This is a genomic window from Lysobacter capsici (assembly GCF_018732085.1).
Lineage (GTDB): Bacteria > Pseudomonadota > Gammaproteobacteria > Xanthomonadales > Xanthomonadaceae > Lysobacter > Lysobacter capsici_A.
Genome location: NZ_CP076103.1, coordinates 2,316,675 through 2,343,341, shown reverse-complemented (window position 1 = coordinate 2,343,341; position 26,667 = coordinate 2,316,675). Strand labels below are relative to the sequence as shown.

At 67.8% G+C, this 26,667-nt stretch carries 23 protein-coding genes and 1 pseudogene; 9 read left to right on the top strand and 15 right to left on the bottom strand.

Annotated elements, in window-relative coordinates:
- Positions 1 to 24 precede the first annotated feature (24 nt).
- Positions 25 to 462 (top strand): hypothetical protein, encoded by a 438-nt coding sequence (locus KME82_RS09735; protein WP_215498324.1) that lies wholly within the window; start codon positions 25 to 27, stop codon positions 460 to 462.
- A 129-nt stretch (positions 463 to 591) separates the two neighbouring features.
- Positions 592 to 1,440, top strand: a complete 849-nt coding sequence (locus tag KME82_RS09730) for an NAD-dependent protein deacetylase (protein WP_215498323.1) — start codon at positions 592 to 594, stop codon at positions 1,438 to 1,440.
- 643 nt (positions 1,441 to 2,083) lie between these two features.
- Here KME82_RS09730 and KME82_RS09725 read toward each other — a convergent pair.
- The 3 genes from KME82_RS09725 to KME82_RS09715 form a co-directional block, all read right to left on the bottom strand.
- Positions 2,084 to 3,394, bottom strand: coding sequence for a glycerophosphodiester phosphodiesterase family protein (locus KME82_RS09725; RefSeq protein WP_252255680.1), 1,311 nt, complete (start codon positions 3,392 to 3,394; stop codon positions 2,084 to 2,086).
- A 354-nt stretch (positions 3,395 to 3,748) separates the two neighbouring features.
- On the bottom strand, positions 3,749 to 4,054 hold the full coding sequence (locus tag KME82_RS09720; RefSeq protein ID WP_215498322.1) for a hypothetical protein: 306 nt from the start codon (positions 4,052 to 4,054) through the stop codon (positions 3,749 to 3,751).
- 60 nt (positions 4,055 to 4,114) lie between these two features.
- Positions 4,115 to 5,191, bottom strand: a complete 1,077-nt coding sequence (locus tag KME82_RS09715; protein WP_215498321.1) for a hypothetical protein — start codon at positions 5,189 to 5,191, stop codon at positions 4,115 to 4,117.
- 144 nt (positions 5,192 to 5,335) lie between these two features.
- Between KME82_RS09715 and KME82_RS09710 the strand changes: the two genes are divergently transcribed.
- On the top strand, positions 5,336 to 6,778 hold the full coding sequence (locus KME82_RS09710) for an amino acid permease (protein ID WP_215498320.1): 1,443 nt from the start codon (positions 5,336 to 5,338) through the stop codon (positions 6,776 to 6,778).
- A 197-nt stretch (positions 6,779 to 6,975) separates the two neighbouring features.
- Here the strand turns inward: KME82_RS09710 and cfa are convergent.
- The 5 genes and pseudogenes from cfa to KME82_RS09685 all read right to left on the bottom strand — a co-directional run.
- A pseudogene (cfa, locus tag KME82_RS09705) lies at positions 6,976 to 8,139 on the bottom strand (cyclopropane fatty acyl phospholipid synthase); the annotation flags it as partial.
- 431 nt (positions 8,140 to 8,570) lie between these two features.
- Positions 8,571 to 9,404 (bottom strand): DUF3298 and DUF4163 domain-containing protein, encoded by an 834-nt coding sequence (locus KME82_RS09700; RefSeq protein WP_215498318.1) that lies wholly within the window; start codon positions 9,402 to 9,404, stop codon positions 8,571 to 8,573.
- Positions 9,405 to 9,535: 131 nt separating this feature from the next.
- Positions 9,536 to 10,249, bottom strand: coding sequence for a pseudouridine synthase (locus tag KME82_RS09695; RefSeq protein ID WP_036112674.1), 714 nt, complete (start codon positions 10,247 to 10,249; stop codon positions 9,536 to 9,538).
- 448 nt (positions 10,250 to 10,697) lie between these two features.
- Positions 10,698 to 10,973 carry a GNAT family N-acetyltransferase gene (locus KME82_RS09690; RefSeq protein WP_215498317.1) on the bottom strand — a complete coding sequence of 92 codons (276 nt, stop codon included), beginning with the start codon at positions 10,971 to 10,973 and terminating at the stop codon, positions 10,698 to 10,700.
- A gap of 288 nt (positions 10,974 to 11,261) precedes the next feature.
- Positions 11,262 to 13,019: a hypothetical protein gene (locus KME82_RS09685; protein ID WP_215498316.1), complete on the bottom strand. Its 1,758-nt coding sequence runs from the start codon at positions 13,017 to 13,019 to the stop codon at positions 11,262 to 11,264.
- A gap of 280 nt (positions 13,020 to 13,299) precedes the next feature.
- On the opposite strand from KME82_RS09685, the gene KME82_RS09680 reads away from it, so the two are divergent.
- Positions 13,300 to 13,491, top strand: coding sequence for a hypothetical protein (locus KME82_RS09680; RefSeq protein WP_215498315.1), 192 nt, complete (start codon positions 13,300 to 13,302; stop codon positions 13,489 to 13,491).
- A 116-nt stretch (positions 13,492 to 13,607) separates the two neighbouring features.
- Here KME82_RS09680 and KME82_RS09675 read toward each other — a convergent pair whose 3' ends face one another.
- From KME82_RS09675 to KME82_RS09660, 4 genes are all read right to left on the bottom strand, one after another.
- Positions 13,608 to 14,225, bottom strand: coding sequence for a rhomboid family intramembrane serine protease (locus KME82_RS09675; RefSeq protein WP_215498314.1), 618 nt, complete (start codon positions 14,223 to 14,225; stop codon positions 13,608 to 13,610).
- Between the two features lie 54 nt (positions 14,226 to 14,279).
- Positions 14,280 to 15,908, bottom strand: a complete 1,629-nt coding sequence (locus tag KME82_RS09670; RefSeq protein ID WP_215498313.1) for an oligopeptide:H+ symporter — start codon at positions 15,906 to 15,908, stop codon at positions 14,280 to 14,282.
- Between the two features lie 195 nt (positions 15,909 to 16,103).
- Positions 16,104 to 16,790: a hypothetical protein gene (locus tag KME82_RS09665; protein ID WP_215498312.1), complete on the bottom strand. Its 687-nt coding sequence runs from the start codon at positions 16,788 to 16,790 to the stop codon at positions 16,104 to 16,106.
- 53 nt (positions 16,791 to 16,843) lie between these two features.
- On the bottom strand, positions 16,844 to 17,470 hold the full coding sequence (locus KME82_RS09660) for a glutathione S-transferase family protein (RefSeq protein WP_215498311.1): 627 nt from the start codon (positions 17,468 to 17,470) through the stop codon (positions 16,844 to 16,846).
- Between the two features lie 228 nt (positions 17,471 to 17,698).
- Here KME82_RS09660 and KME82_RS09655 point away from each other — a divergent pair, with 228 nt between their 5' ends.
- The 5 genes from KME82_RS09655 (at position 17,699) to KME82_RS09635 (ending at position 23,484) form a co-directional block, all read left to right on the top strand.
- Positions 17,699 to 18,358: a hypothetical protein gene (locus tag KME82_RS09655; RefSeq protein ID WP_215498310.1), complete on the top strand. Its 660-nt coding sequence runs from the start codon at positions 17,699 to 17,701 to the stop codon at positions 18,356 to 18,358.
- Between the two features lie 65 nt (positions 18,359 to 18,423).
- The gene (locus KME82_RS09650) at positions 18,424 to 20,199 is read left to right on the top strand and encodes a M14 family metallopeptidase (RefSeq protein ID WP_430538837.1); all 1,776 of its coding nucleotides are present in this window, start codon (positions 18,424 to 18,426) and stop codon (positions 20,197 to 20,199) included.
- 508 nt (positions 20,200 to 20,707) lie between these two features.
- On the top strand, positions 20,708 to 21,127 hold the full coding sequence (locus KME82_RS09645) for a hypothetical protein (protein WP_215498308.1): 420 nt from the start codon (positions 20,708 to 20,710) through the stop codon (positions 21,125 to 21,127).
- Positions 21,124 to 22,053: an endonuclease/exonuclease/phosphatase family protein gene (locus KME82_RS09640; RefSeq protein WP_215498307.1), complete on the top strand. Its 930-nt coding sequence runs from the start codon at positions 21,124 to 21,126 to the stop codon at positions 22,051 to 22,053. The genes KME82_RS09645 and KME82_RS09640 overlap by 4 nt, the downstream gene beginning before the upstream one ends.
- Positions 22,054 to 22,104: 51 nt before the next feature.
- Positions 22,105 to 23,484: an esterase-like activity of phytase family protein gene (locus KME82_RS09635; protein ID WP_215498306.1), complete on the top strand. Its 1,380-nt coding sequence runs from the start codon at positions 22,105 to 22,107 to the stop codon at positions 23,482 to 23,484.
- 518 nt (positions 23,485 to 24,002) lie between these two features.
- On the opposite strand, the gene KME82_RS09630 is transcribed toward KME82_RS09635, so the two are convergent.
- The 3 genes from KME82_RS09630 to KME82_RS09620 form a co-directional block, all read right to left on the bottom strand.
- Positions 24,003 to 24,671, bottom strand: coding sequence for a YdeI/OmpD-associated family protein (locus KME82_RS09630; protein WP_215498305.1), 669 nt, complete (start codon positions 24,669 to 24,671; stop codon positions 24,003 to 24,005).
- A 39-nt stretch (positions 24,672 to 24,710) separates the two neighbouring features.
- The gene (gene thpR, locus KME82_RS09625) at positions 24,711 to 25,298 is read right to left on the bottom strand and encodes an RNA 2',3'-cyclic phosphodiesterase (protein ID WP_215498304.1); all 588 of its coding nucleotides are present in this window, start codon (positions 25,296 to 25,298) and stop codon (positions 24,711 to 24,713) included.
- A 214-nt stretch (positions 25,299 to 25,512) separates the two neighbouring features.
- Complete coding sequence (locus KME82_RS09620; protein ID WP_215498303.1) at positions 25,513 to 26,631, bottom strand: hypothetical protein; 1,119 nt, start codon at positions 26,629 to 26,631, stop codon at positions 25,513 to 25,515.
- Between the last annotated feature and the right edge of the window lie 36 nt (positions 26,632 to 26,667).

Sequence of the window (26,667 nt, the reverse complement as noted above, 5' to 3'; positions counted from 1 at the left end):
GTCCAGCCCATGATGTACGTCGGATTGTCCAAGTCACCGGACCGCGCCGCGGTCGAGGCCGCGATCGCGCGGCATGCGCCGGATGCACGGCTGCAGTGGGGCGAGCCTGCATGGGAGCGTCTGGAGGAGAACGATGCGGCCAACGTATTCCTCACCGTGCGGTCCAATCCCAGCGAGTTCGGGTTCCTGCTCGATATCCTCGATCTGTCCGGCCGCGATGCCTACGAATTGGGCCTGCAACTGGCGCGCGAACTGTCGATCGCCCTGCAATGCTCGACCGTCTGCGACGGAACCCGGCACGGTCCGAGCCAGGCGCCTGGCTGGTGCATCGTCTGGATCGAAGGCCGCGCCTTCCTCGGCGACGACTACGGCAGCGTGTTCTTCGATCACGACCCCGACGACAGCGATGCCGAACGCGACCGGTTGGGACCGGTGAAGCTGATACGTCCGCTCGACCTGTAATCGACCGCGCGCGGCCAACGGCAATGGCCGAGGCCGTCCAGGTTCGCGCCACGCCCCATCCGGCTTGGATTGGCCTGGAACGCCACCATCTCCCATTCAGCCCTCCGCCACGATCCGGCCGTCCGCCGCATGAACACCGACGCATCCGCCTTGCCCATCGACACCGACGCCGCGCAGAGGCTGCGCGATTGGCTGCGTCCGCATCGGCGCGTGTTCGTGCTGACCGGCGCCGGCATCAGCACCGATTCGGGCATCCCGCATTACCGCGACGAAAGCGGCGCCTGGCAGCGCAAGCCGCCGATCGATTTTCGCGCCTTCGTCGGCGATGCGCGCGCCCGCGCCCGCTACTGGGCGCGCAGCTTCGTCGGCTGGCCGGGGTTTGCCGGTGCGCAGCCCAACCGCGGACACACCGCCTTGGCGCGCTGGCAGCAAAGCGACGATACCCACACCACCCTGGTGACCCAGAACGTCGACGGCCTGCACGCGCGCGCCGGCAGCCGCGACGTGGTCGACCTGCACGGCCGGCTCGACGAAGTGGTCTGCCTGGATTGCGGCGCGCGGCGCGACCGCGAGTCGTTGCAGGCGGAACTGGCGCAGCGCAATCCCGACTGGCTCGACCTGGGCGCCGCGGCGCTGCCCGACGGCGACGCCGACCTGGAAGGCCTAGCGTTCGAACGCTTCGCCACGCCGGTGTGCGAGCAGTGCGGCGGACTGATCAAACCCGATGTGGTGTTCTTCGGCGAAAACGTACCGCGCGCGCGCGTCGCCGCGGCGCAGCAGGCGCTGGCGCAGGCCGATGCGATGTTGGTGGTGGGTTCTTCGCTGATGGTCTATTCGGGCTTTCGCTTCGCCCGCGCCGCGCGCGAAGCCGGCCTGCCGCTGGCCCTGCTCAACCGCGGCGTCACTCGCGCCGACGATATCGCCACCTTGAAGCTGCAGGCCGATTGCGGTGCGACCTTGCAGGCTGCGCTGGGCTGAGTTGCGCAGGTCCCGCGTGGCTGCCCGTATCGCGACATGGCCACGCGGCCCCCTGCAGGAGCGGCGCGAGCCGCGACCGCGCATCCAGCAGACGCCGCGCAAGCGCCGCGAACGTGTCAGCACGCGGTCGCGACTTGCGGCGCTCCTACAGTCGGCTGACGCGACTACGCGAGTGTGTGAGCCACGGCGCAAACGACATCGGCCCCCTGTAGGAGCGGCGCGAGCCGCGACCGCGCATCCAGCAGACGCCGCGCAAGCGCCGCGAACGTGTCAGCACGCGGTCGCGACTTGCGGCGCTCCTACAGTCGGCTGACGCAACCACGCGGGTGCGTGAGCCACGGCGCAATCAGCATCGGCCCCCTGCAGGAGCGGCGCGAGCCGCGACCGCGCATCCAGCAGACGCCGCGCAAGCGCCGCGAACGTGTCGGCACGCGGTCGCGACTCGCGGCGCTCCTACAGTCGGCTGACGCGACCACGCGGGTGCGTGAGCCACGGCGCAATCCGCATCGGCTCCCTGTAGGAGCGGCGCGAGCCGCGACCGCGCATCCAGCAGGCGCCGCGAACGTATCGGTCCGCGGTCGCGGCTCACGCCGCTCCTACAGGGGGCGAATGTCGCCGCTACACGGCGTGGCTATCACGCCGATCAACGCGATGCCGGTGCGACGATCCGGCTCTGCTCCAGAAACAACTTGCGCGCCGCCACGCCGATATCGGGCTGGTCGATGAAGAACCCTTGCACGCCCAGGCCGTACAGCTGCAAGGCCTGCGCCAGCGCGCTCTGGTCGACGCCGTTCGCGGTCTGGGTCAGGAACGGCTCTTCGGCGCGCACCGTGTACGGGTGGACCTGCAATCCCAGCGCCAGCGCGCGGCCGAGCACGGGATGGACGAAACCGGTGTTGCGCGTACCCAGCAGCGCGCGGCCGTCGCCATCGGCGTCGCGCTTGGCCGGCAGCGGCGCGCGCGAAATCAGGCTGGCGGTCGACGGGCCCAGGCCCGACACGTAATGCTGCTTCATCCACGCCAGCGCATCGGCTTCGGTCAGCGCCGCGAACGGTGTCTGGCCGTCGAGGCCGCCGGGGATCGCCTCGATCAAGCCGCCGTAGATCGCCTTCAGATCGGCATGCCGGCCTGCGTTGTAGACGAAGTCGTAGGGCCGATCGCGCTGGAAATCGCCGTACAACTGCACCAACGGCAGATCGATGCCGGCCTTGGGCAGGATGCGCTGCTTGAGTTCGATCAGGTTGGCGACTTCGAAACTCTGGATGTACACGCGGCGCGGATCGGTGAAGCCTTCGCTGACCAGCGTCGCCACCAGTTTCTCGCCGAGCGAAATCCCGATCGGCGTACCGTCGAGGTGCTTGCCTTCGCTGGCGAACCAGGTCGGGTGCTTGGTTTCCGGGTAGATACCGATGGTGCGGCCGTCGCGGCTTTCCTGCCGCGCCAGCGCGATCACTTCCTTGAACGTGGCGATCTGGAACTGCCCGTCGAAGCGGGTATTGCCCGGGCGGATCTGCGGTATGCGTTCCTTGGCGCGCAGGGTCTTGAGTTCGGCGAGGGTGAAGTCCTCGGTGAACCAGCCGGTCAGGCTCTCGCCGTCGATGAGCTTGGTGGTCTTGCGCGCGGCGAATTCGGGATGATCGGCGACGTCGGTGGTGCCGGAGATTTCGTTCTCGTGGCGGACCACCAGTTCACCGTCGCGGGTGGCGACGAGGTCGGGTTCGATGAAGTCGGCGCCCATCTGGATCGCCAGGCGGTAGGCCTCCAGCGTGTGTTCGGGCCGATAGCCGCTGGCGCCGCGGTGGGCGATCACGATCAATCCGTGCTGGCCGAGCGCGGCGGCGGGCGGCGAGGCGTCGGTCATGGCGGGGGTCCGGTCGAGGGCGACGGCGGCCAGGCTGGCGGTCAACAGCGCCAACGCGGCCAGGGCCCGGCGCGGTGCATGGGAAAGCGGCATGCGGGAATCCTAACTCGGACAAGCGAAGGACGCGCGGCGACAGCGCCGCGCGTCCAGTCTGGCCGGGTTGGATGACAATCGACGCATCGGTGGATAAGCCGGTGACGTTGTCGCGGCAGCGCTGCGATGCTGGTTCACGCAATAAGCCGGGCGTCACCGGAACAGTGGCGGCCGGGCGAAAAGCGAATCTCCCACAACTCCTCTTTTCCAAAGAGGGGAGCCGATTTTGGCGATCTTGAGGCCGCCTCGCTGTGCTTATGGTTTACGCGCGCGGCGGCGGCACGGCATCCGCACACGGTGCGACACGCGGATCGAACCGGGCGGCCACGCGGCGCCGCGTGTAGACCGCACCGATCAGTGCCGACTGACGCCGACGTCCTGGATATCAACCACGCCGTCGGACACCGACATCATGATCCGGTCTTCGTTCTTCTTGCCGCTGGGATAGACCTCGATCAGGGTGCCGCCGCCCTTCCACTTCTGCGCCATGATCTCGCTCTGGGCGAGCAGGCCCAGCCACTGATTGATCTGATCGCCCTTGACCGGCTCGGTCTGCCCGGCCAGGGTCTCGATTTCCTGCAGCACCGCTTGAGTGGCCTCGGGGTCCTGCATTTTCTGCAGTTTCTTCGGGTTGAAGCTGGTTACGTATTCGTACGGCATGAGTTTCGACTCCCGGCCCCGGCGCGTCGCGCGCCGGGGCCCTACGTTGTTGATGTGATATCAGCCGCCGCTCTGCGGCTCTTCGCGCACCGAGAACTGCGTCGCGCCCGGCCACACGCCGTACATGTCGATGTGGCGCTGCCCGGTCAGCCACTGGCCCAGCGGACGCGCCCAGCTGCGCTCGTAGGTGTCGCTGTTGATCACGCCCTTGAAACGCGCCTTGACCCGGATGTCGGTGGCGTTCAACGGAATGTTGCCGACCGTGCGCGACAGGCCGCCGCTGATTTCGAACGAATCGTTATGGGTCTTGTCGCCGACCTTGTAGCTCAGTTCGATCGCGACGATGTAGGTGCTGCCGGGCCGGTTGCTGAAGAAGATCTCGAACCCGCCGATCTTGCTGACCCAGTTCGGGATCAGCAGCTTGCCTTCGAACGAGGCGAAGGTGTACGCGATCGGCACCGGGCCCGACGCGATCGTGTTGGCGTGATCCGGCCACAGGTGCTTGTCGATGCTCTTGGCCTTGCGCACCGAGGTGAACGAACCCTTGGCGGTCGCGCCGCCGAGCATTTCATGCACCGCGCTGGCGCGGCCGGCGATCGCGAACGCCGAGTCCTTCGCCTGCGAGCCCACGTTGAGGCCGCTGTTGGCGTACAGCACGCCGGTGATCACGCCGAAGCCCTGGGCGATCTCGCCGTTGCCGCCGAAGCCCACGCCGGCCGCCTGCTGGGCCAGCCAGGCCTGGTTCTTCTCGACCTGGGTCAGTTCTTCCAGATAGGCCTCTTCGCGCAGCGAGAACTCCGACGCGATCGAGCCTTCCTGCGACATCGACCAGCTGACCTCGACGCCGGCCTCGCCCTTGACGCCGGTATCGGGATCGGTGACTTCACCGCTGATGTCGGCCTTGGCCTCGGTGCGCGAGACCTTTTCCGACAACAGCTGCCAGGAGTTGGACACCGGCAGGCGTTTGACCTTGAGGTTCGGCATGGTCTCGGCCACCAGACGGAAGTCGCCCGATTGCGGGTCGACGATGCCGATCGCACCGGGCTGGACCTGCGCGTTGAGCGCCCAATTGCCCCAATAGGCCGGGCGGCTGCGCCGGATCAGTTCGGAAAAAGATCGGTTCCACTTTTCGTTCATTACTCGCTCCTGTCGTGTTGATTGGACTTGCGAGCTACACAAACGAACCGACTTGGAAACTGTGAGCGACGCGGGCTGCGGACCATGCGCCACCGTCCGGCCCGGCAGCGGCTATGATGCGGCGTCACTCGGGGAGAGCATTCGATGAGCCTGGTCGCGAAGATCCTGCGGCACAAATCGGTTGAACAATTGCAGGCGGAGGCCGGCAAGCGCACGGACTTCCGCCGCGTGCTGGGGCTGTGGCAGCTCACCGCGATCGGCATCGGCGGCATCATCGGCGTGGGCGTGTTCGTGCTCGCCGGCCAGCAGGCCGCGGAGAACGCCGGTCCGGCGGTCGCGCTGGCGTTCCTGATCGCCGGCATCGCCAGCGCCGCGGCGGCGCTGTGCTACGCCGAGTTCGCCGGGATGATCCCGGTCACCGGCAGCGCCTACACCTACAGCTACGCCACCCTGGGCGAACTGGCGGCGTGGCTGATCGGCTGGGACCTGTTGCTGGAATACGCATTGATCGTCGCGGTGGTGGCGATCGGCTGGTCGGGCTATGTGCAGGTGCTGCTCGAAGGCGTCGGCATCCATCTGCCGGTGTGGGCGCAGGGCGCGATCGGCACCGGCGAAGGCCGGGTGTTCAACGTGATCGCCGCCGGCGTGACCCTGGCGGTCTCGGCGCTGCTGGTGTTCCGCACCGAATGGGGCGCGCGCTTCAACACCATCATCGTGGCGATCAAGGTCCTCGCGGTGCTGCTGGTGATCGGCGTGGGCGTGTTCTACATCAATACCGCCAACTGGACGCCGTTCATTCCCGAGCGCGTGATCGATGCGAACGGCGTGGGCCACTTCGGCTTCGCCGGCGTCGGCACCGCCGCGGCGGTGGTGTTCTTCGCGGTGTTCGGCTACGACACCCTGACCACCGCGGCCGAGGAATCCAGGAACCCGCAACGCGATCTGCCGCGCGCGGTGCTGCTGTCGCTGGGCGTGTCGATGGTGCTGTACCTGGCGGTGTCGCTGGTGCTCACCGGCATCGCCCACTACTCCACCCTCGGCGGCGACGCGCCGGTGTCGGACGCGTTCGCCGCGCTCGGCCTGCCGTGGATCGCCAAGGCGATCGCGTTCTCGGCGGTGATCGGCATCGCCAGCGTGTTGTTCGCCTTCATGCTGGGCGCGGCGCGGATCTGGTTCTCGCTGTCGCGCGACGGCCTGCTGCCGGGCTGGTTCGCCAAGATCCATCCGAAGTACGGCACCCCGCACCGCCCGACCATCGTGCTGGGCGTGTTCACCGCGCTGGTCGCCGGCTTCCTGCCGATCGGCGAAGTCGCCAAGCTGGTCAACATCGGCGTGCTGTCGGCCTTCATCATCATCTGCGCGTCGGTGTGGGTGCTGCGCGTGCGCAAGCCGGACCTGTTCCGTTCCTTCCGCACCCCGCTGGTACCGCTCATTCCGATCGTCGGCATCGGCTTCTCGATCTGGCTGCTGTCCGAGCTCGCCGCGATCACCTGGCTGATCTTCCTGATCTGGCTGAGCCTGGGGCTGCTGGTGTATTTCGGGTATGGCATTCGCCATAGCAAGCTGGCGCAGGAACAGCAGACCTGAGATCGAAGCGACGGCGGCGGCGCTGAGGTCGTCGTCGCCTTCGTGAAGCGATCGTCGTTGTCGTAAGTTCGCGGTCGCGGCTCGCGCCGCTCCTACAGGGGCGAGTCCGCAACGACATGACCTACCTGTAGGAGCGGCGCGAGCCGCGACCGCGACACGTCAGCTACCGCGAAACCCCGGCCACCGCCTCGCCCCGCTCACCGCGGTGCGACGTACCCTCCCGGCACGCCCTCGGGCGACAGCACCACCTGCCACAGCTGCGCGTGGCGGCTGCGGAAGGTCGCCATCGACGCGGCCAGGTAGAACCGCCACATGCGCCGGAAGCGTTCGTCGTACCGCGCGTCCAGATGCTCCCAGGCCGCTTCGACGTTGTCGCGCCAGGCCTGCAGGGTCAGGTCGTAGTCGGTGCTGAAGTTATGCCAGTCCTCGATCACGAAGCGGCCTTCGACCTGCTCGGCAATCTGCTGGGCCGAGGGCAGCATCGAATTGGGGAAGATGTACTTGGCGATCCACGGGTCGGTGTGGGTCACCGATTTATTGCCGCCGATGGTGTGCAGCAGGAACAGGCCGCCGTCGTCGCTGTCGCGGTCCAGGCAGCGCAGCGCGACGTCGAAATAGGTCGCGTAGTTCTTGTAGCCGACGTGCTCGAACATGCCGAGCGAAAAGATCCGGTCGAAGCGTTCGTCGGCGTGGTTGCCGCTGAGGTCGCGGTAGTCCTGCAAGCGGAATTCAATCGGCAGGCCCCGGCACAGCTCGCGGGCGAAGTCGGCCTGCTCGCGCGACACGGTCACGCCGACCCCGACGATGCCGTAGCGCTCGGCCGCGAACTTCAAGGCCTCGCCCCAGCCGCTGCCGATGTCGAGCACGCGCATCCCAGGTTTCAGGCCGAGCTTGCGGCAGACCAGGTCGAGCTTGGCTTCCTGGGCCGAGTCCAGGTCCGGCAAGCGCCGGCCGTCGCGGTCGCGCCAATAGCCGCAGCTGTAGACCAGCCGCTTGCCTAGCATGGCCCGGTACAGATCGTTGCCTAGGTCGTAGTGGCGCTCGCCGACGGTGAAGCTGCGGCGGTGGCTTTGCAGGTTGATCAGATGCGCGCGCAGGCCGTCGAGGATCGCGGCCCAGCCATGCACCTGCTCGTCGACGTGGGCGCGCAGCAGCCGCACCAGCATCCCGTCGAGCGAGGCCGCATGCCAGCTGCCGTCCATGTAGGTTTCGCCCAGGCCGAGCGAGCCCTGCGCGATCACCCGCGCATAGAACTCCTCGTCTTCGACCTGGATATCCCAGGGCCGGTCGCCGCCGATGCGCACATCGGCCAGCGCCAGCAACCCTTCGACTCGTTTACGCAGCGACGCAACGGACATCTCGGCCTCGTTCGACGTGGTGGGCTCGGTCGGTTAACGGTCGGCGGCGCCCTGCGTGAGATCGCATGCGGCGCGCCGGTGCTCATCCTGAGGCGGCTGTCCGGGTGGGATGACCCGGGTGGCGCGGGGTATCGCGCTTGTCGGCACGATAACAAACCGCTTGTCGCGCGATGTGCCCGAACGCGCTGTTTGGGCTGAACACTCAGTTGCGCGGGAGGAGCGTTGCGGAGCGTCGCTACGGGGCTGATTTGGAGGCTGGTTTGGAGGCCGGTGTCGAGACCGATGCAAGTGTCGCGGTGGGCGCGGTGCCGCGGTCGCGGCTCGCGCCGCTCCTACAGGGGCTCGCGCCGCTCCTACAGGTAGGCCATGGCGGTGACGCGTTTTTTGCTCTTCTCCCTCTCCCGTTCACGGGAGAGGGCCGGGGTGAGGGCCGCTCAAACCCCGCCGACGAACAAGGCCCGATACTCCGGCGCCACATGCGGCAGCAACACCGCCGCCGGCACTTCGACCATCTGGGTGCCGTCCGAATACGGCCCGACTTCGTACGGCGCGAACACGAACTTCAAGCCGGTGAGCTTGCCGTCGGCGGCCTTGATCGGCTCGAACATGGCGAAATTGGCCGCGTCGGCGCCGGTGCCGTCGTCGATCATGCGCGCGCCGGTCTCCATCTGCTCGGCGCGTACCGCAGGCTCGGGATCGTCGGCGTCGATGCGCTGCGACAGCGCCGAATGCAGCTGCTCGCGCACGTAGCGCGAGACCGCGTCCCAGCCGGCCTTCTGCGGGATCAGCTCATTGGCCTTGAGCAGCTTGTTTTGCTTGGGCAGCCAGACGAAGCGCGCGATCAGCGGCGCGGCATGGGCGCCGCCGGTGTAGCTGCTGCCGTCGGCGGACACCGCGACCATCTCGGGCGAATCGAGCACGTCGTTGAAGGTCAGCGACAGTTCGTACGGCGAAGGGTTCTCCTTCGCGGTGCGGCCGTTGGCCGACTCGACCAGCTCGGCGCGCGCGCCGTCGGCGAAACGCTTGAGCTCGCGCGCCAGGCCCGGGTACTTGGCCGCCTGGGTGTCGTAGGTGATGCCGACCACGTAGTTGGGCGTGGTCTCGACCACTTCCTTGAGCTCGACCGCGCCGTCGTCGGTCGCGACCGGCGCCGGCAGCGTCGCGGGGGTGGCCGGCGCGTTGGCGGCCGGCGGCGGCGTGGCTTCCTTCTTGCAGGCCGCCAGGGCCAGGGCCAGGGCAAGCAGACAGACGGCGGTGACGCGCTTCATGCAGCAATCCTTTTGACTGACGTCCATGGATGTTTCGCGCGACATTATCGCGCAAAGCGTGACGCCGACATCTAGATCGCCGAGCCAATCCGATCAGTGCGCGCGCCCGCTCGTGGCGGTTGTGTGCCGGTTCACCACTCGGTGCGGTGCGGCAGCAGGCCCTGCAGTTCCGGATCGGTCAGATTGCGCCATTGGCCCGGCTTGAGATGGCCGAGCTTGACGTTGCCGATGCGCGCGCGCAGCAGCTGCTTGACCCGGAAACCGAAGTGCGAGGCCATCAGCCGGATCTGCCGGTTGAGGCCCTGCACCAGCACGATCCGGAAACCGAAGCGGCCGAGCTTGCCGGTCTTGCACGGCAAGGTGGTCTGGCCGTGGATCGGCACGCCGCGGGCCATGCCGCGCAGGAATTCGGGGGTGACCTCGTGGTTCACCGCGACCAGGTATTCCTTTTCCAGCTTGTTCTCGGCGCGCAGGATCTCGTTGACGATGTCGCCGTTGCTGGTCAGCAGGATCAGGCCCTCGGAGTCCTTGTCGAGGCGGCCGATCGGGAAGATGCGCCGGTCGTGGCCGACGAAATCGACGATGTTGTCCTTGACCCCGGATTCGGTGGTGCAGACCACGCCGACCGGCTTGTTCAAGGCGATATAGACGTGCTGGCGCTTGCCCTTGACCGCGACGCGGGCGCGCACGATCTCGCCGTCGATGCGGACCTCGTCGCCCTCGCCGACCTCGCTGCCGACCCGGCCGCGGATGCCGTTGACGGTGACCCGGCCTTCGGCGATCAGCCCGTCGGCCTCGCGGCGCGAGCAGAAACCGGTGTCGCTGATGTGTTTGTTCAGACGCATGAGGCAAGCATGCCGGAAAACCGGCTGGCAGGTGGCGGGGGGCGCGTAGGCTGGCACAGACGCCGCGGATTGGCGAGCGTGGCGGCCTGGGCGGGGTCATCGGGGCCTTGTCCGATTCAGAAAATACTGCGGCCGCAAGCACCGCGCCACCACTCCCGACGCCCCTACCCGAAGGATTCCCCCCTTTGAAAAAGGGGGGCCAGGGGGGATTTGCTCTTAGCCTGGGATCGCAGCGCAATGCGCCAAAAGCAAATCCCCCGCGCTGAGGTACTACGCCACCTCGATTGCCGCCGGGCGCTCGCCCCCTCTACAAAGTGGGCGATGGTTGGCGCGCTTGGGTGCGGCGGGATCAAGCACCGCACTCAGATCGATAGCGCTCGGCCCAGGCGCTCGCAGAACCCCTCTTCAATACGGTTCTCGCCGAATCAAGCCGAGCCGAGCCGAGGCGTTACGCCAACAACTGCGAATACTCAGGATGCCGCTCGGCCCAGGCGGCGGCGTAGGAACACGCCGGACGCACCTTGTAGCCGCTGCTGCGCGCGTATTCGAACGCGGCCTTGACCAGGTCGCTGGCGACGCCGCGGCCGCCGATCGCCTCGGGCACGCCGGTGTGGGTGATGACGAGCTGGTCGTCGCGCATCTGGTATTCGAGCAAGGCCTGCACGCCGTCGACGACGACGGTGAAACGCTGCTGCTGGGGTTCGTGCTGTACGGAAGCGGTCATCGGGCGGTCCTGTGCGGTAAGGAGACGGAGATGCTCGGATGCCGGGGCGCTTCGGCGATGAAGCGTCGTGCGCCGAGCATCGCCACAAAGCGGCAAGGCGCGCATGCGCCGCGCCGCCAGGGAACGAAGCGGCATGCACTGCGCCGCGCTGCAAGAGGGCGAAGCCTGCATGCACCGCGCCTCGCCTCGCCTCAAGGTGGCGAAACGGCATGCATCGGGCGTCGCTACAAGCTTGCCAAACCCGCGGTCGCCGGGATCGCCGCGAGGCGACGATCCCGGCGGCACGGCTTATCCGCGATTGTCGCGCTTGCCCTGGTTGTGGCGGTCCTGGGTGCTGTTGGAGCCCTGGATCGCGTCCATCCGGCTTTCGGCGGCATGCAGTTCGCCGGCCTTCTGCGCGGCGCTGTCGGACTGCGGGCCGGGCTGCGGGACGTGACCGCCATGGCCGCCGTCGAGCTGCTGCCACGGCTGCGGCGTGCGCGCCTGTTCCTGTTTGGCTTCGAGCAGGCGACGGGTGTTTTCCAGCGCCTGCTCGGCGCTGATGTGGCCCTCGCCACCGGCATGGCCTGCATCGCCTTCGCCGGAACCCTCACCGGAACCTTCGTCGTCGGAGTCGTCGCTCGAAGCGGCCGGCGCGGCCTCGTCGGCGGCGTCGCTCGCGGCCTCGTCTTCGCGCTGCGGCGACGTCGCGGTGTCGGACCCGGACGCGGCGGTCTCGGCCTCGACCGCGGTTTCGGCGGCGCCCTGCGCGGCGACGCTGCCGGCGGCATCCGCCGACTGACTGGCGCGGCCCTGGTGACGCTCGGATTGCAACGCAGGCGCGGCGGCCTCGCTGCCCGATGCGGCGGCCACCAGCGAACCGGCCGGCACCGTCGACGGCGCTTCCACGGCCGGCGCAGCCTTGGGCTTGCGTTCGGCCTTGGGCTTCGCCGCGGCCGGCGCCTTCGTCTCGACCGGCGCTTGAGCCTGCGGCACCGAAGTCGCAGTCGCGGCAGCGTCAGCGGGCTTGGCGGCGGCGCGCTTAGGCGCGGGCTTCGGCTTAGGCGTCGGCGCGGAGGTCGACTCGAACTTGGGTGCAACGACGACCGGCGCCGCGGCTTTCGGCGCGGACTCGGCGGCCGGCGCGCTCGCGCGCTGCGGCTTGGCCGGTGCGGCCGGCTTGCGCGCGCTCGTCGTTTGCGGCTTCGCCGCGGACGCAGTCGCCGCCGGCTTGCTCGCGGTCTTCGTTGTGGCCGGCTTAGGCGCGGCTTGCTTGGTGACCGCCGGCTTGGACGCGGCCGGCTTGGAAATCGCGGGCGTGCTCACCGGCGCAGCCGACTTCTTCGTCACCGCGGGCTTGGCCGAGGCGCGCTTGTCCGCCGCCGGGTTGGCGACGACCGGTGCCGCCGCGGGCTTGCGCGCGACGACAGGCTGCGCGGTGCGCACGGCCTTTTGCGGCGCAGCCTGCTTGCTCACCGGCTTCTTGGTGGCGATCGGCTTGCCGACCTTCTTGGACGCCGCCTTACCGCTGGCGACCTTCTGCGGCACGGCTTTCTTGGCGACCGCCTTGCTCGGCGCGGCCTTCTTCACTGCGATCTTTTTCGCTGCCGGCTTCTTGGCGACCACGTTCTTGGCGGCAGCCTTGCTCGAAGCAACGCTCTTGCCGACCCGCTTGTTGCCCAGCGCGGCCTTCTTGGCGACGACCTTCTTGCTCGCAACCTTCTTGCTCGCGGCCTTCTTGCTGGCCGCGACCTTGCCGGCGACGGATTTCTTGGCCGGCGACTTCTTCGCCACGGCCTTCTTGCCGGCGAGTTTCTTGGCCGCGGCCTTCTTGCCGGCCGCCTTGGCGAGGGTCTTGTTGACCGCCGGCTTGGTCGCGACTTTCTTGGCTACAGCCTTCTTCGTCACGGCCTTGTTGCCCGCCACTTTCTTGCCCGCGGCCTTCGCCACGGTCTTCTTGCTCGCGCTCTTGCCGGCAGCGCTGCGCGCGGTCTTGCTCACCGCGGCGCGCTTGCTGGCGGAGGTCGCCGATTTACCTGCCGACTTGCCGGTTTTCTTGGTCGCCATACTTCACTCCTCATCGAATTTTACGAATGCGCGAATGATAGCGGCTGCCCCCATCAACACATCAGCCTGCGTGCGTACGCAGTGTCGTGTTAGCACGCGGCACCTTCATGGCGGGTGAGCGACGGTGAGAGTCGCCGCATCGCGTCATGCGCCTGATCCTGGCCGACCGCTGTTGACGCCGCGCGTCACTTCGCCCCCTCGAAAACCGCCGAAACCGCTGGCATGAAAGATGCGTGGAACTGTGAGTAAGTCCACATGGAAACAGAGAAGGGGATTCCAGATGACTCGCCACATCGACCAATACAGCGACAACGTCCATACCCAGGCGGTGATCGCCCGTCTTTACGAAATCGCCCGCAACGGCGAAGCCGATGGCAGCGAACTGCGCGAACTCGACGCCGAAATCCAGGCCGGCCTCGCCGCCGCCTACGGCGAAAGCGAACCGTTGCCCGAGCACCCGATGGCCGCCTGAGCCGGGCCGATCGAATCGCTCCATGCGCGCCGCGACAATGCGCGCACCACGAAAAACGGCGGCCCATGGCCGCCGTTTTCGCATTGCAGATGCCTGCCCGGCCGCAGCCGCAGGACTCAGCCGAAGAAACTCGGCAAGCTCGGACTGGCCAGCTTCTCCAGGAACACCAGGCCCATGCGCGGCTCCATCAGCAGCATGAACAGCAGGCCGTAGATCGCGCCGGACAGATGCGCGCTGTGGTTGATGTTGTCGCCGCCGCGCTTGTCCATCCAGTACGAATAGGCGACGTAGGCGATCGCGTAGACCACCGCCGGCACCGGGATCACGAACACGATGATCCAGCTCCACGGCGACACCAGCACGAACGCGAACAGCACCGCCGAGACCGCGCCGGACGCGCCCAGGCTGACGTAGGCGCTGTCCTTGCGATGGCGCAGGTAGGTGGGCAGGATCGCGACCACGATCGCCGACAGGTAGAAGAAGGCGAACACCACCGGCCCGACCAACTGGCTGAACACGCTCTCGACCGCGCGGCCGAAAAAGTACAGCGTGATCATGTTGAACAGCAGGTGCATCCAGTCGGCATGCACGAAACCGTGGGTCAGCAGGCGGTCGTACTGGCGGAAACGCTCCACGCCCGGGGGCCACAGCACCAGGCGTTCGTACAGGCGGCGTTTCTCGAACGCCTGCCACGACACCAGCACGGTCACGGCGATCAGGACATAGGTGATCATGGTCGGGTCGGACTCTTGTTATCGGATCGGGTCATCGATGCGGGACGGCGGCGTTCAGACCGCGCGGTAATGGTCCTGCATCGGGTAATTGCGTGCGTACAGGCCGAACGCCGCCGCGGCGACGAAGGCGAAACCGGCGAAGAAGAACATCAGGAAGGCGTTCTCGCTCAGGCCGGTGGCGGCGATATGGCCGATCACCGTCTCGTTGCGCACCGCGGCGTTGGTCAGCATCACCCACAGGTTGCCGAAGGTGCTGGTGAGGTACCACATGGCCATGATCACGCCCTTCATCGCCGGCGGCGCCTGGCTGTAGGCAAACTCCAGCGCGGTGGCCGAGACCAGGACCTCGCCGAGGGTCAGCAGGATGTAGGGAAGGATCTGCCATGCCAGCGACATGGGGTGGCCGGCGTCCATATACAACTGCAGCACCGCGGCGATCACCCACGACAGGCCGGCCATCACGATGCCGAACCCCATGCGCCGCAGCGGCGTGGGGTTCAGGCCGATCCGGCGCAGCGCCGGGTACAGCAGCAGGTTGTTGAACGGGATCAGCAGCATCACCAGCAGCGGGTTGATCGCCTGCATCTGCGAGGCCGCCGCGCGCGAGCCGCCTTCGCCGGAGATCAGCCAGCTCGGCCACCACCACAGGTCGGTCGGCACCAGCATCTTCTGGCCCTGCAGGACCCAGGTCGAGGCCTTCTGGTCGAACAGCGACCAGAACGGGGTCACGAAGGCGAACACGATCAGGATGCGCAGCACCGCGCGCACGCCGTCGACCGCGGCGTCGGGATGCTTGCCGCGGGCGCGGTCGAGCTGCAGCGAAATGCCGTAGCCGCCGAAACCGATCAGCAGGCCCAGCGCCAGGCAGGCGCTCTTGACGAAGCCCATCGCCGGCAGCACGGTCAGCGACAGCGCCGCCACCGCCAGCACCACGCCGAGCGCGGCCACGATCAGGCCCGGATTGCCCTGCCCCGGCGCCTGGGCGGTCAGCGCGGTGCGGGCGACGTTGAAGAACGAATCCGGATCGGGCGCGTAGCGCGTCGGCGGCACCCGCACGTAGCGATGCCGGCCCAGCCAGAAGATGAAGGTGGCCAGGAACATCAGCGCGCCGGGAATGCCGAAGGCGACGCTGGGGCCGTATTCGCGCAGGAAGATCGGCATCAGCAAGGAGGCGAACAGCGAGCCGAAGTTGATCGTCCAGTAGAACGCGTCGAACACCAGCTTGGCCTTGTGCTTGTTGCTCTGGTCGAACTGGTCGCCGCAGAACGACACCACCAGCGGTTTTATCCCGCCGGCGCCGAACGCGATCAGGAACAGGCCGGTGTAGAAGCCGGTCTGGTTGTGTTCGAACAGCGCCAGGCAGGCGTGGCCGGCGCAGTAGATCAGCGAGAACCAGATGACGGTGTTGTACTTGCCGAAATAGCGGTCGGCCAGCCAGCCGCCGAGCAACGGGAAGAAGTAGGTGCCGATCATGAAGCTGTGGAACACCTCCTTGGCCAGGTGTTCGCGCTCGGCCAGGTCGGAGGTGGACGCCAGCAGCAAGGTCCCGACCAGGAACGAGGTCAGGATGTTGCGCATGCCGTAGAAACTGAAGCGCTCGGCCGCCTCGTTGCCGATGATGAAACCGATCTGGCGGGGCATGCGCCCCTGCGAATCGACGGTGGCGGTGGCGGCTTGGCTCATCTACGGTCCTCGGCGGTGTGTCGGGGGCGGTCGGGCGCGCTCGTCAGGGGCGCGGCCTGGAGCCGTCGCGGCATCGCCCCGCGCAAGGCGCGGACGCAACAGGGCCGGGGCGGTCCAGCCCCACAGCCTAACCGATCGACCGCGCAGCCGGTTTGGCCCGGACAGGCGCCAGGGCGGGCGCGCCCGTTCAGCCGATCAGATCGCCGACTCGCCGATCTGCAGCTCGTATTCGAAGTTCTGGATCATCCGGCCGAAGTCGGCATCCTGGTCGTTGCCGTAGTTGGCGCCGATCACCAGGCGATGCTTGCCCGGCGTCAGCGGCGGCAGCAGCAGCCAATAGCCGTCGGCGGCGGCGTGGTAAGGACCGGGATGCTTGCGGTCTTCTTCGTCGCCGTCGGGGTCACCATCGGGAAAGGGGTCGAAACAGCGCGAAGTCAGCCGCGCGGGCCGCGGCAGCGCCTTGCCGTCGAGCACGACCACCGCGCTGACCAGGGCCTCGTTGTTGACCATGACCTGCGCCTTGACCTGATCGCAGCGGTGCGCGTACTCGCCGATGCGCGGCGCGTGGAAGTACATGTTGATGACCGGCACCAGCAGGTGCTTGCCCGCCGGTATCCGGCAGCGGCGCCGGACCTGCGAGCGGCCGTCGGTGCCGGCCAGGAACCAGACCGGACCGTCTTCGTCCTGGCCCAGCGCGCAGCGGCTGCCGTCGGGGTCCTGATACGGCCGCGCGCCGTCGACGAAACTGTGGGCCCAGCGCCACCAGCGCACGGTCCATTCGGCCGGGCTGAGGCCGCCGACCGCGGTGCCGACGGCGGCCACGCTGGCCGGCGCGGCCTTCGCGGGTTTCGCATCGGCAGACGCGTCGGCCGCAACGATCATGGACAAGCCGGTCGCGCAGGCGATCGCGAATACGGCAGCCCAGCCGCCCCTTCTCACGCCCATTCGCTCAAACCTTCGCGCTGATACAGCACGGCGAAACTCGGCCGCGCCTTCATGCGCTGGGCGAACGCGCCCAGATGCGGCCAGTCGTGCGCCGGCCTGGGCATCTTGCGGGTCCAGCGCATCAGCATGGTCAGATAGAAATCGGCGACGCTCAGCCGCTCGCCGAGCAGGTACGGGCCGTGCTGCGCCAGGTGCGCGTCGAGCCGTTCGCAGGCCGCCTCGATCCGCGCCTGCGCGCCGAGCCGCACGGCCTCGTCGTCGGCCTGCAGGTCGGAGGGATACCACCACAGCCGCAGCGGCGATTGCAGGGTGTTGGTCAGGTTGAACATCCACTGGTTGTACTGCGCGCGCCGCGGATCGGCGATGCTCGGCGCGAGGCCGGCCTCGGGGTGGCGATCGGCCAGGTACATCGCCAGCGCCGCCGCTTCGTAGCGCGGCTCGCCGTCGACGATCAGGGTCGGCACCAGGCCGTTGGGATTGAGCGCGAGGTACTCGGCGCGCTTGTGGTCGCGCGCCTCGATGTCGACCGGTCGCAGCTCGTGGGCCAGATCCATCTCGATCAGCAGCCAATGGACGACGAGGCTGGCGGTGCCGGGTGAGTAATACAGAGCGTACATGCGGGCCGTCCGGACGATTCAAAGCGAGAGGCGATGCGCAAGTCTAGGTCATCGCCCGCGTTGCCCGCACGACGGCGACGGGCGATGCACGGTCGCGGCATGACTGCTGTCACCGGTTGGCAGCAGCACCGATCCTGCACAGGCGCAGCGCGGCGCGATCCCGTAAATTAGCCCACGCCATGCGCCCATCGCCGACGGTGCGCATGCTCTCGACCAGGAACCGCTCCCATGTCGCAACGCCTGCCCCGATTGCTGCTGATCACCGGCCTGAGCCTGGCGATCGTCGGCTGCGATTCGATCAACCGCGCGTTCGAATACGCCTCGCGCCCCGCCGACGACAAGCCCGCGCAGGCGCCGCCCGCCGACGCGATGGTCCCGCCCGACCGCTCGACCCCGGCCGCGCAAAACGCGAACACGCAAAACACCGACGCGCCCGGCAGCGGCGCGTCCGTGCCGATGCAGACGGTCGCCCACGCGCGCCGCGCAACTGCGCCCGAACCCGCGCGCAACGCGAGCAAGCCGCAAGGGTCCGAACCGGTGGTGCCGATCGTCCCGATCGAACCGCCCGACACCCGCCCCGGCGGCGAAGCCGGGCTCGCGCTCGGCGTGCGCGAAGGCTATCTGCGCGAAGCGCGCAACAGCGACATGAACGAATGGCTGGCCACCCAGAAACCCGGCGACGGGCGTGGCGATTCGTCCGCGTTCGCGATGCACAACGCCTACGTGGTGCTCAAGCCGTATCGCGTGCCGAGCGGCCTGTACGGCGCGCATTCGGCCAAGTTCTACGTACCGCGCGGCGTGCCGCGCCCGACCGGCGAACTCGGCCACTCGGCGATCTACGACTTCAACACCCGCACCTGCGCCGGCGTGACCTGCAATCTCGATTGATCAATCCCCTTTCCGCTTGCTGGATGTCCGCAATGACCCATAGCCGCTCGCCCCTGTCCCTCGCGCTGCCGCACGCCACCGCCGCGTTGTGTCTCGCCTTGACCTGCGCACTCGCCGCGCCCGCCGCGAGCGCCGCCGCGCCGCAGGCGCTGAGCACCGTGTCCGAGCGCAGCGGTTTTCTGAAAACCGGCCGCTACGACGAAGTCATCGCGTTGTGCAAAGCCTTCGCTCAGCGCTATCCCGATGCGGTGCGTTGCGAGGATTTCGGCACCACGCCGGAAGGCCGGCCGATGAAAGTGCTGATCGCGACCCGCAGCGGCGCGTTCACCCCGCAACAGGCGCAGGCCAGGCAATTGCCGGTGACCTTGATCCAGGGCGGCATCCACTCGGGCGAAATCGACGGCAAGGACGCGGGCTTCCTGGCCCTGCGCCAGATCCTCGACGGCGAAGCGGCGAAGGACGCGCTCGACAAGCAGGTGCTGCTGTTCGTGCCGGTGTTCAACATCGACGGCCACGAACGCTTCGGCCGCTGGAACCGCCCCAACCAACGCGGCCCGGAGGAAATGGGCTGGCGCACCACCGCGCAGAACTACAACCTCAACCGCGACTACCTCAAGGCCGATGCACCCGAGATGCAGGCCATGCTCAAGCTGGTCGAGCGCTGGGACCCGCTGGCCTACGTCGACCTGCACGTCACCGACGGCGCCAAGTTCGAACACGACGTCTCGATCCAGGTCGAGCCGGTGCATGCCGGCGACGAAGCGCTGCGCGCGGTGGGCACCGCATGGCGCGACGGCGTGATCGAACGCCTGTCGACGCAAGGTTCGCTGCCGCTGTCGTACTACCCGTCCTTCGTCGAATCCGACGACCCGACCTCCGGCTTCGAGGACAGCGTGCCGCCGCCGCGTTTCTCGCACGGCTATTTCCAACTGCGCAATCGCCTGGGCATGCTGGTCGAGACCCACTCGTGGAAGGACTACCCGACTCGCGTGCGGATCACCCGCAACACCATCGTCGACCTGCTCGAACTGATCGCCGCCCACGGCGCGCAATGGCGCGGCCAGGCGCTCGCCGCCGACCAGCGCGCGCAGTCGCTGGGCGGTCAGCCGGTCGCGCTGGACTACAAGGCCAGCGACAAGACCCGCACCGTCGCGTTCCGCGGTTATGCCTACACGCGCACGCCGTCGGACGTGTCCGGCGCGCTGATGACCCGTTACGACGAAACCAAACCGCAGATCTGGAACATCCCGCTGAAGTACGACATCCAGCCCAGCCGCGTGGTCGACGCGCCGCGCGGCGGCTATCTGGTGCCGGCCGCGCAGGCGGCCTGGGTCGCGACCAAGCTCGATCAACACGGCGTGAGCTATCGCCGCCTCGATCACGCCCTCAAGCAAGCGCCGGTGCAGAGCTTCCGCGCCGACAAGGCCGAATTCGCCGCGACCTCGGTCGAAGGCCATCAGCGCGCGACCCTGACTGGCGCCTGGAAAGCCGAGCCGCAGGACCTGATCGCCGGCGCGCTGTTCGTGCCGATCGCCCAACCCAAGGCGCGGCTGGCGATGGCGATCCTGGAACCGCAGGCGCCCGACTCGCTGGCCGCATGGGGCGAGTTCAACAACGCCTTCGAACGCAAGGAATACATGGAGGACTACGTCGCCGAGGACGTGGCCCGCGAGATGCTCAAGGACCCGAAGGTCAAGGCCGAATTCGACGCCAAACTGCAAGATCCGGCGTTCGCCAAGAGCCCGCAGCAGCGCCTGGACTTCTTCTATCGCAAGCATTCGGCCTGGGATACGCATTACAACCAGTATCCGGTGCTGCGTATTGAGTCGGTTCCGCGCTGAGGTTGGTGCCGCGCTGATTCTCACGCGGTGAACGCGATGCACCTCGAACGCGCGAAGCTTCGGCTTCGCGCGTTTTTCTTTTTTGCGCGACGACGCCCGCGGCGGTCTCGGGAAAAAGCAGCGTCCCACGCGGATCTTCTTCGATCGCGAGTGGCGATAGCGACCTCACGCCGTCGACGTAAGCGAGGATTCGCGGTCGCGGCTTGCGCCGCTCCTACAAGGCGCGCCCGATCCAGCCGAAGGCGACTGTAGGAGCGGCGCAAGCCGCGACCGCGAAATCCCGCCAACGACAAACCTCCCGGCACCATCACGCACCCCGCAACCATCGTTCTAGAGGCGTCCGATCCAACCAAAGGCGACTGTAGGAGCGGCGTAAGCCGCAACCGCGAAATCCCGCCAACGACAAACCTCCCGACACCATCGCGCACCCCGCAAACATCGCCCTACACGCCGCGCAACACCCCACGCGTTATCCTGGGCCTGCGTTCCGAACACCGAGAGACACCGCATGCGTTCGCGCCTCATCCTGCTGTGTACCCTGCCCGCGTTGCTGCTCGCCGCCTGCGCCGACAAAACCGCACCGACCGCAACACCCAAGCCCGCCGCCGCGCCGCACACCGCCTCCGGCCTGGCATTGCGCGCCATCGGCACCGAACCGGGCTGGGTCGCCGAAGTCGGCGCCGGCGCGCAGCCGAAGATCTCGCTGCAACTCGACTACGGCCAGCGCAAGCTCGAAGTCCCCAAGGCCACGGTGATCGAGGAAAGCAACGGCTTCGCCGGCGACACCCGCGACGGCACCGCGGTCTCGCTGACCTACAAGCGCGAACAATGCAGCGACGGCATGAGCGATCGCGATTACCCGGCCAGCGTGATCCTGCAGGTCGGCGATCAGCAGTACCTGGGCTGCGCGGAGTTCCCGACGCCGTGATCGCTGTCCATGCCCCGCGTTCCCCGCGCGAGCGGATCGGCGGCCTGCGCAACGCCGCATTCGCGCTGTCGCTGACGTTGCTCGGCGTATTCGCCATTCCGCCGCAGGCCCTCGCCGCGGAGCGCACCGCAAACATCGCGCTACGCCCGGTCACCCTGACCGTGCTGAGCCTGAACCTGTGGCACGACAAGACCGACTGGCCCAAGCGCAGGGCCTTGATCGTCGCCGAGATCAAGCGTCTGCAACCCGACGTGATCGCGCTGCAGGAAGTGCTGCAGCACGAAGGCCTGCGCAATCAGGCGCAGGATCTGGCCGATGCCCTGGGCTATCAGGCGCAGTTCGTCTCGGTCGATGCGGCCGATGCGCCACGCCGCTACGGCAACGCGATCCTGACCCGGATGCCGGTCGCCGCACGCGACATGCACAAGCTCGCGCCGTTGAACGACTACCGCACCGTCGCGCACGCACTGCTGCGCGTGGGCGCGCAACACCGCGGCATCAATGTCTATGCGACCCACCTGCACAACGACGCGGGCGGCGGCGAGATCCGCCGCGAACAGATCGCCAGCCTGCTCGGCTTCGTCGACGCCACCGCGCAAGGCGCGCCGACGATCGTCGCCGGCGACTTCAACAGCAATGCCGACTCGCCCGAACTGCGCGCGCTCGCCGCGCGCTATCGCGACGCCTACGCCCAGGCGCATCCGCGCGAGGCCGGCGATGCCGCCGCCAGCACCACGCTCAACCCGGCCTATCTGCCGGCGCAGCGCATCGATCACGTCTTCTACGACCCGGCCGCGTTCGAGCTGATCCAGGCGCGCATCGTCCTCAACCGCAGCCGCGACGGCGTGTGGGCCTCGGATCATTTCGGCCTGCTGGCGACGCTGCGGCTGCGCGGCGGCACGCCGTCCACGCCGTCACCGAACTGACATATCGGGCCCCTAGCGTGGCGGGTTCCCCCGTTGTGCCTGGAGCCCCGCATGATCCGTTCCGCTCTCACCGCCGTGCTGCTCGCCTGCGCCGCGCCCGCTTTCGCAGGCAGCGTTCCGGCTTCGCAGTGGACCTTGACCGATATCGAAGAAACCCCGGCGACCACGCGCGACGCGGTGCGCCTGCCGCCGGGCACGCCCGACCAGGCCAACCTCAACCGTTTCGGTTTCTACTCCGACCTCACTTACAACCCGCGCGACGGTTATTGGTATGCGTTGTCCGATCGCGGTCCCGGCGGCGGCGTGATCGACTACGCCACTCGCGTGCAGCGCCTGCGCATTCCCTTCGATCGGCGCAGCGGCCGGATCGGCCAGCCCATCGTCGACAAGACCATCGTGTTCAGCGCGGGCCGCGGCGAGAGCTTCAATGGCCTCAATCCGCTGCTGCTCAACGGCGATGCATCCACGCTCGGCATGAGTTTCGACCCGGAAGGCTTCGCGATCGGCCGCAACGGTCACTTCTTCGTCGCCGACGAATACGGGCCGAGCGTGTACGAATTCGCCCCGAACGGCCGCTTCCTGCGCGCGTTCGCCACGCCCGACAACCTGTTGCCGCGCACCGCGGCGGGCGCGCTCGATTACGTCGGCGACCGCAAGTCGGTGGTCAGCGGCCGTCAGGACAATCGCGGTTTCGAAGGCCTGACCTTCAACGCCTCGGGCGACAAGTTGTACGCGGTGATGCAGGACCCGCTGACCCAGGAAGGCGCCAGCAACGACGGCCGCCGCAGCCGCAACGTGCGCATCGTCGAGTTCGACGCGCGCAGCGGACGTTCGCAGGCGCAGTACGTGTACCAGCTCGAACCGATCGCCGCGTTGAACGCGATCGATCCGTCCGGCGACGACGATTTCTCCGCGACCAACCAGGGCCGCAGCATCGGCCTGAGCGCGATCCATGCGCTCAGCGACCGCGAGTTCCTGGTGCTCGAACGCGACAACCGCGGCCTCGGCGTCGAGGTCACCGCCGCGCCGCTGCACAAGCGCGTGTATCGCATCTCGCTGCGCGGCGCGAGCAACGTCGCCCAGCGTTCGCTGGCCGGCAGCAACGAGTTGCCCGCCGATGTGCGGCCGGTCGCCAAGGCGCCCGAACTCGACATCCTCGCCGCGCTGCGCGACGCGGGTGCGCGCGACATCCCGGAGAAACTGGAAGGCCTGGCGATCGGCCCGCGCCTGCGCGACGGCAAGCATCTGGTGCTGATCGGCAGCGACAACGATTACAGCGTGACCCAGACCGGCGCCGGCGAGCAGTTCGAAGTCTGCGTGAACCGCGGCAGCGGCGAACGCGCGCAGGTGGCGTTGGATGGCGATTGCCCGGCTGGCATGAGCCGCATACCGGGCACGTTGATCGCGTTCGCGGTGGATTTTCGGCGCTGAGGCGAAGGCGTTTTCGCTTACGCCAAGATCCGGTGTCTGCGTACATCGATATCCCACATCGTCTGCATCGCCCCAAGCGTCGCCTGCATCGTCCCAAGCCCCGACGCAACAGTTCCCCCCTTTGAAAAAGGGGGGGTTAGGGGGGATTTGCTTTTGCTCTTCTCGCTTACACGACGAACAAGCCAGAGCAAAAGCAAATCCCCCGGCGCACGTACCCAAGCGCTTCTAACAGCCACGCCGGGCGCCAGCCCCCTTTTTCAAAGGGGGCGAATCGACGGCGCTTTTTCGGGGATTCGGGATTCGGGATTCGGGATTCGGGATTCGGGATTCGGGATTCGGGATCAAGCCTGCGCGGTATCATCGGCAGCATGCAACTTTCGGCGACCGGCAGCAGCGATAGCTTCGCGGCGGTCACGCGCAAGCGTTGCGCCAACACCGGCGCATCCGTCTCATACGCAACAACCTCATCGAACGTTCCAAAATCCACTTCCGCCGCGCACGCAACTCACGCCGCGCACCTACTTCGCCACATACTTCCAATTGCGAATCTTGCCCTGCGCCATCCACTCCACCGCCTGGGCAACGCAGCCGCTGCGGGTCTGCTCGCGCTTGGCGCTTTCGATCCACTCCACATATTCGCGCTGCTGGCTGGGCGGAAACGCGGCGTAGGTGGCGCGCGCCCTGGGGTTTTTCTTGAAGGCCACGGCCAGATCGTCGGGGATCACCACCGGCGGTTTGGGCACGCGGGCCTTGCTCGCTGAGGCCTCGCTCGCTGGGGTCTGACTCGCCGGGGTTTTGCTCGCCGCTGTCTTGCCAGCCGTTTTCTTGCCGCCCGCATCGATCAGCGCCATCGCCTGCTTGAGCAGTTTCGACAGCTCGCGCTTGCCCGGCAGGTCGCCGACCTGGGTCAAGCGGCCGAACTGGCCCATCGCCTCGCGGCTGCGTTCCGCCGACGCGCCGACGACGCTCGCGCCCTGCCAGAAACCGAAGGTCGCGTGTTGCTTGAATGCGCCCATGCCGCACAGGATCTTGCCGCCGTAGACGAAACTCGGCATGCCCCACTTGATCGTTTCCTCGACCTGCGGACAGGCCGCATGCACCACCGCGCGCAGGTGCTCGAGGATCGGCTGCGCGAACGACGCGGCCTGGGCGATGTAGGCATCGATGCGCGGATCGGTCTGGCTCATGGCGGCCTCCGGGGCGGACACCGGCCTATTGTGCGCCGCTCACTCGTGCAGCGACCACTGCCCCAGCACGGTGTAGGCGTTGCGCGCGCCGAGCTGGCTGTGGATCAGGGCGAACTCGGCGACCCACCAGTCGATGGCCTCGATCGCGACCGGCGGATGCAGCGCCGCGGCGGCATCGCGCACGATGGTCACGTGCGGGGTCAGGCTGTGCCCGCCTTCGACCCGCACGCCGCGCTTGGCCAGGGCGACGCCGAGCCGGTCGAACAAGGTCTGCAAACCGGCCGGCGTTTGTCCGCAACCCAGCCACCACGGGATCGAGCGATTGCGGAAACTGCCAGCGCGATCCAGGCGCAGTTCGAACGCGCTCGCGACCACCTCGGCGGCCGCGGCCTGCGCCGCTTGCGCGCGCTCGGCCTGGAATTCGTGGGCGTCGCCGAGGAACTGCAGGGTCAGGTGATAGCGATGCGCGCCGATCAGGCGGCCGCCGCCATCGTGGCGGGTGTGGATGTCGGCGGCCGCGCTCGCCATGCGCTGGCGCGTCGCGTCGTCGGGCAACAGCGCGAAGAACAGGCGATGGAGGTCGGTCGAAACGGGCGGCGCGGCGCCGAACAGGGAGTCCTGGTGCATGGGGTAAGTTTACCTGCGCGGTCGCGGGGGGCGTGCAGGCGCTGGGATTTTTCGGTCGATCCGGGGTTGGTTTCGGCGCGATCGGAGCGGAAGGCGTCGGGGCTCAAGCCCCTCCCACGCAGAACTCGAAGCCATATTGAACTCATGTCGCCTAGCTCGACGACATGAGCGTGAGTCCGTCATCCCGATTCATTCGCCGATTCACTACGCCGCCCTACTGCGCCGGCTTGCCCGCGTTCGATGCAGGCACAGGCGGCGTTTCCGCCTCGCGCTTGCGCGTGTCCTCGACCAACACCTCGCTCGCCGCCTTGCGCACCGCGGCAGGATCGGCCTTGCGCAAGTCGGCATCGGCGGCCAGGCCGAGCCGGCTCGTCACCGCCGCGATCACCCGCTTGTTGGCGTAGGGATGCGGGTGATCGGGTTCGTCGTCCTGGCTGCGGTAGAACTTGTCCAGCAGCTTGATCCGGGTGTCGTCGGCCTTGGCCAGCTCGACCAGTTTGGCGCGGTATTCCAAGGTCCACGACGGCATCTGCGGCCAGCGCTTCATGTCGGCGAAATGCTGGGCTTCGTGGCCCAGGAAACTGACCCGGAAGTCTTCGCCCTTGAGATCGCCGTAGGACGAACGCACCGCATACAGGCCCTCGGGTTTGGCCCAGCCGGCCGCGCCGGTCGCGCCGCAGGCGGTGTGATGGCTCCAGCCGCGGCTGAGCCAGTCGTCCATCAGGAACACCCGCACCGGTTGTTGCTCACCGTCGGGCAGATCGACGGTGTAATCGCGTTCGTCCTGCTTGCCCCACAGGAACAGGTCGTACAGCGGCGGCGTGCGGCCCTGCAGCGGATGGAAGCCGCGCTTGCGCAGTTCGACGTTGAGCGGTTCGACCATCGCATCGAACGCGTCGTCGCCATCGGCCGGCGGCGGCTGGCCGGTCAATGCGGCGAGTTCGGCCTTGAGTTTCGCGTCGAAGGCCGGACGCGTGGCCGGATCGCGCACCGCGTGCCACCAATAGCGCTGGTAGATTTCCAGCACCTGCCGCGCCAGCGGATCGGTGGTGGTGGTATCGGCCAGGTACGGCGGCGCGCGACGGTCGTGGCGGGCCAGCATGCAGCCGCGGAAGGTCGCGTCCTTCGGGTTGAGTTGTTCGGCCGGCGCGGCCTTCAGCACGGTCAGCGCAGTCGGCACGTCGGCGCGCAGCACCGCGCCGAGGGCGTCGCTGACCGCCTTGGCGGCGGCCGGGCCGCTGTCGCGCGGCGGCGGCAGGGTCGCGGCCGAACCACCGACGACCCAGGCCATCAGCACCGGCAATGTGGTGACAACGGGCAACAAGCGATTCATGGGGGAGGCTCCGTGTGCGCCGGGCGGCGCGTTGGA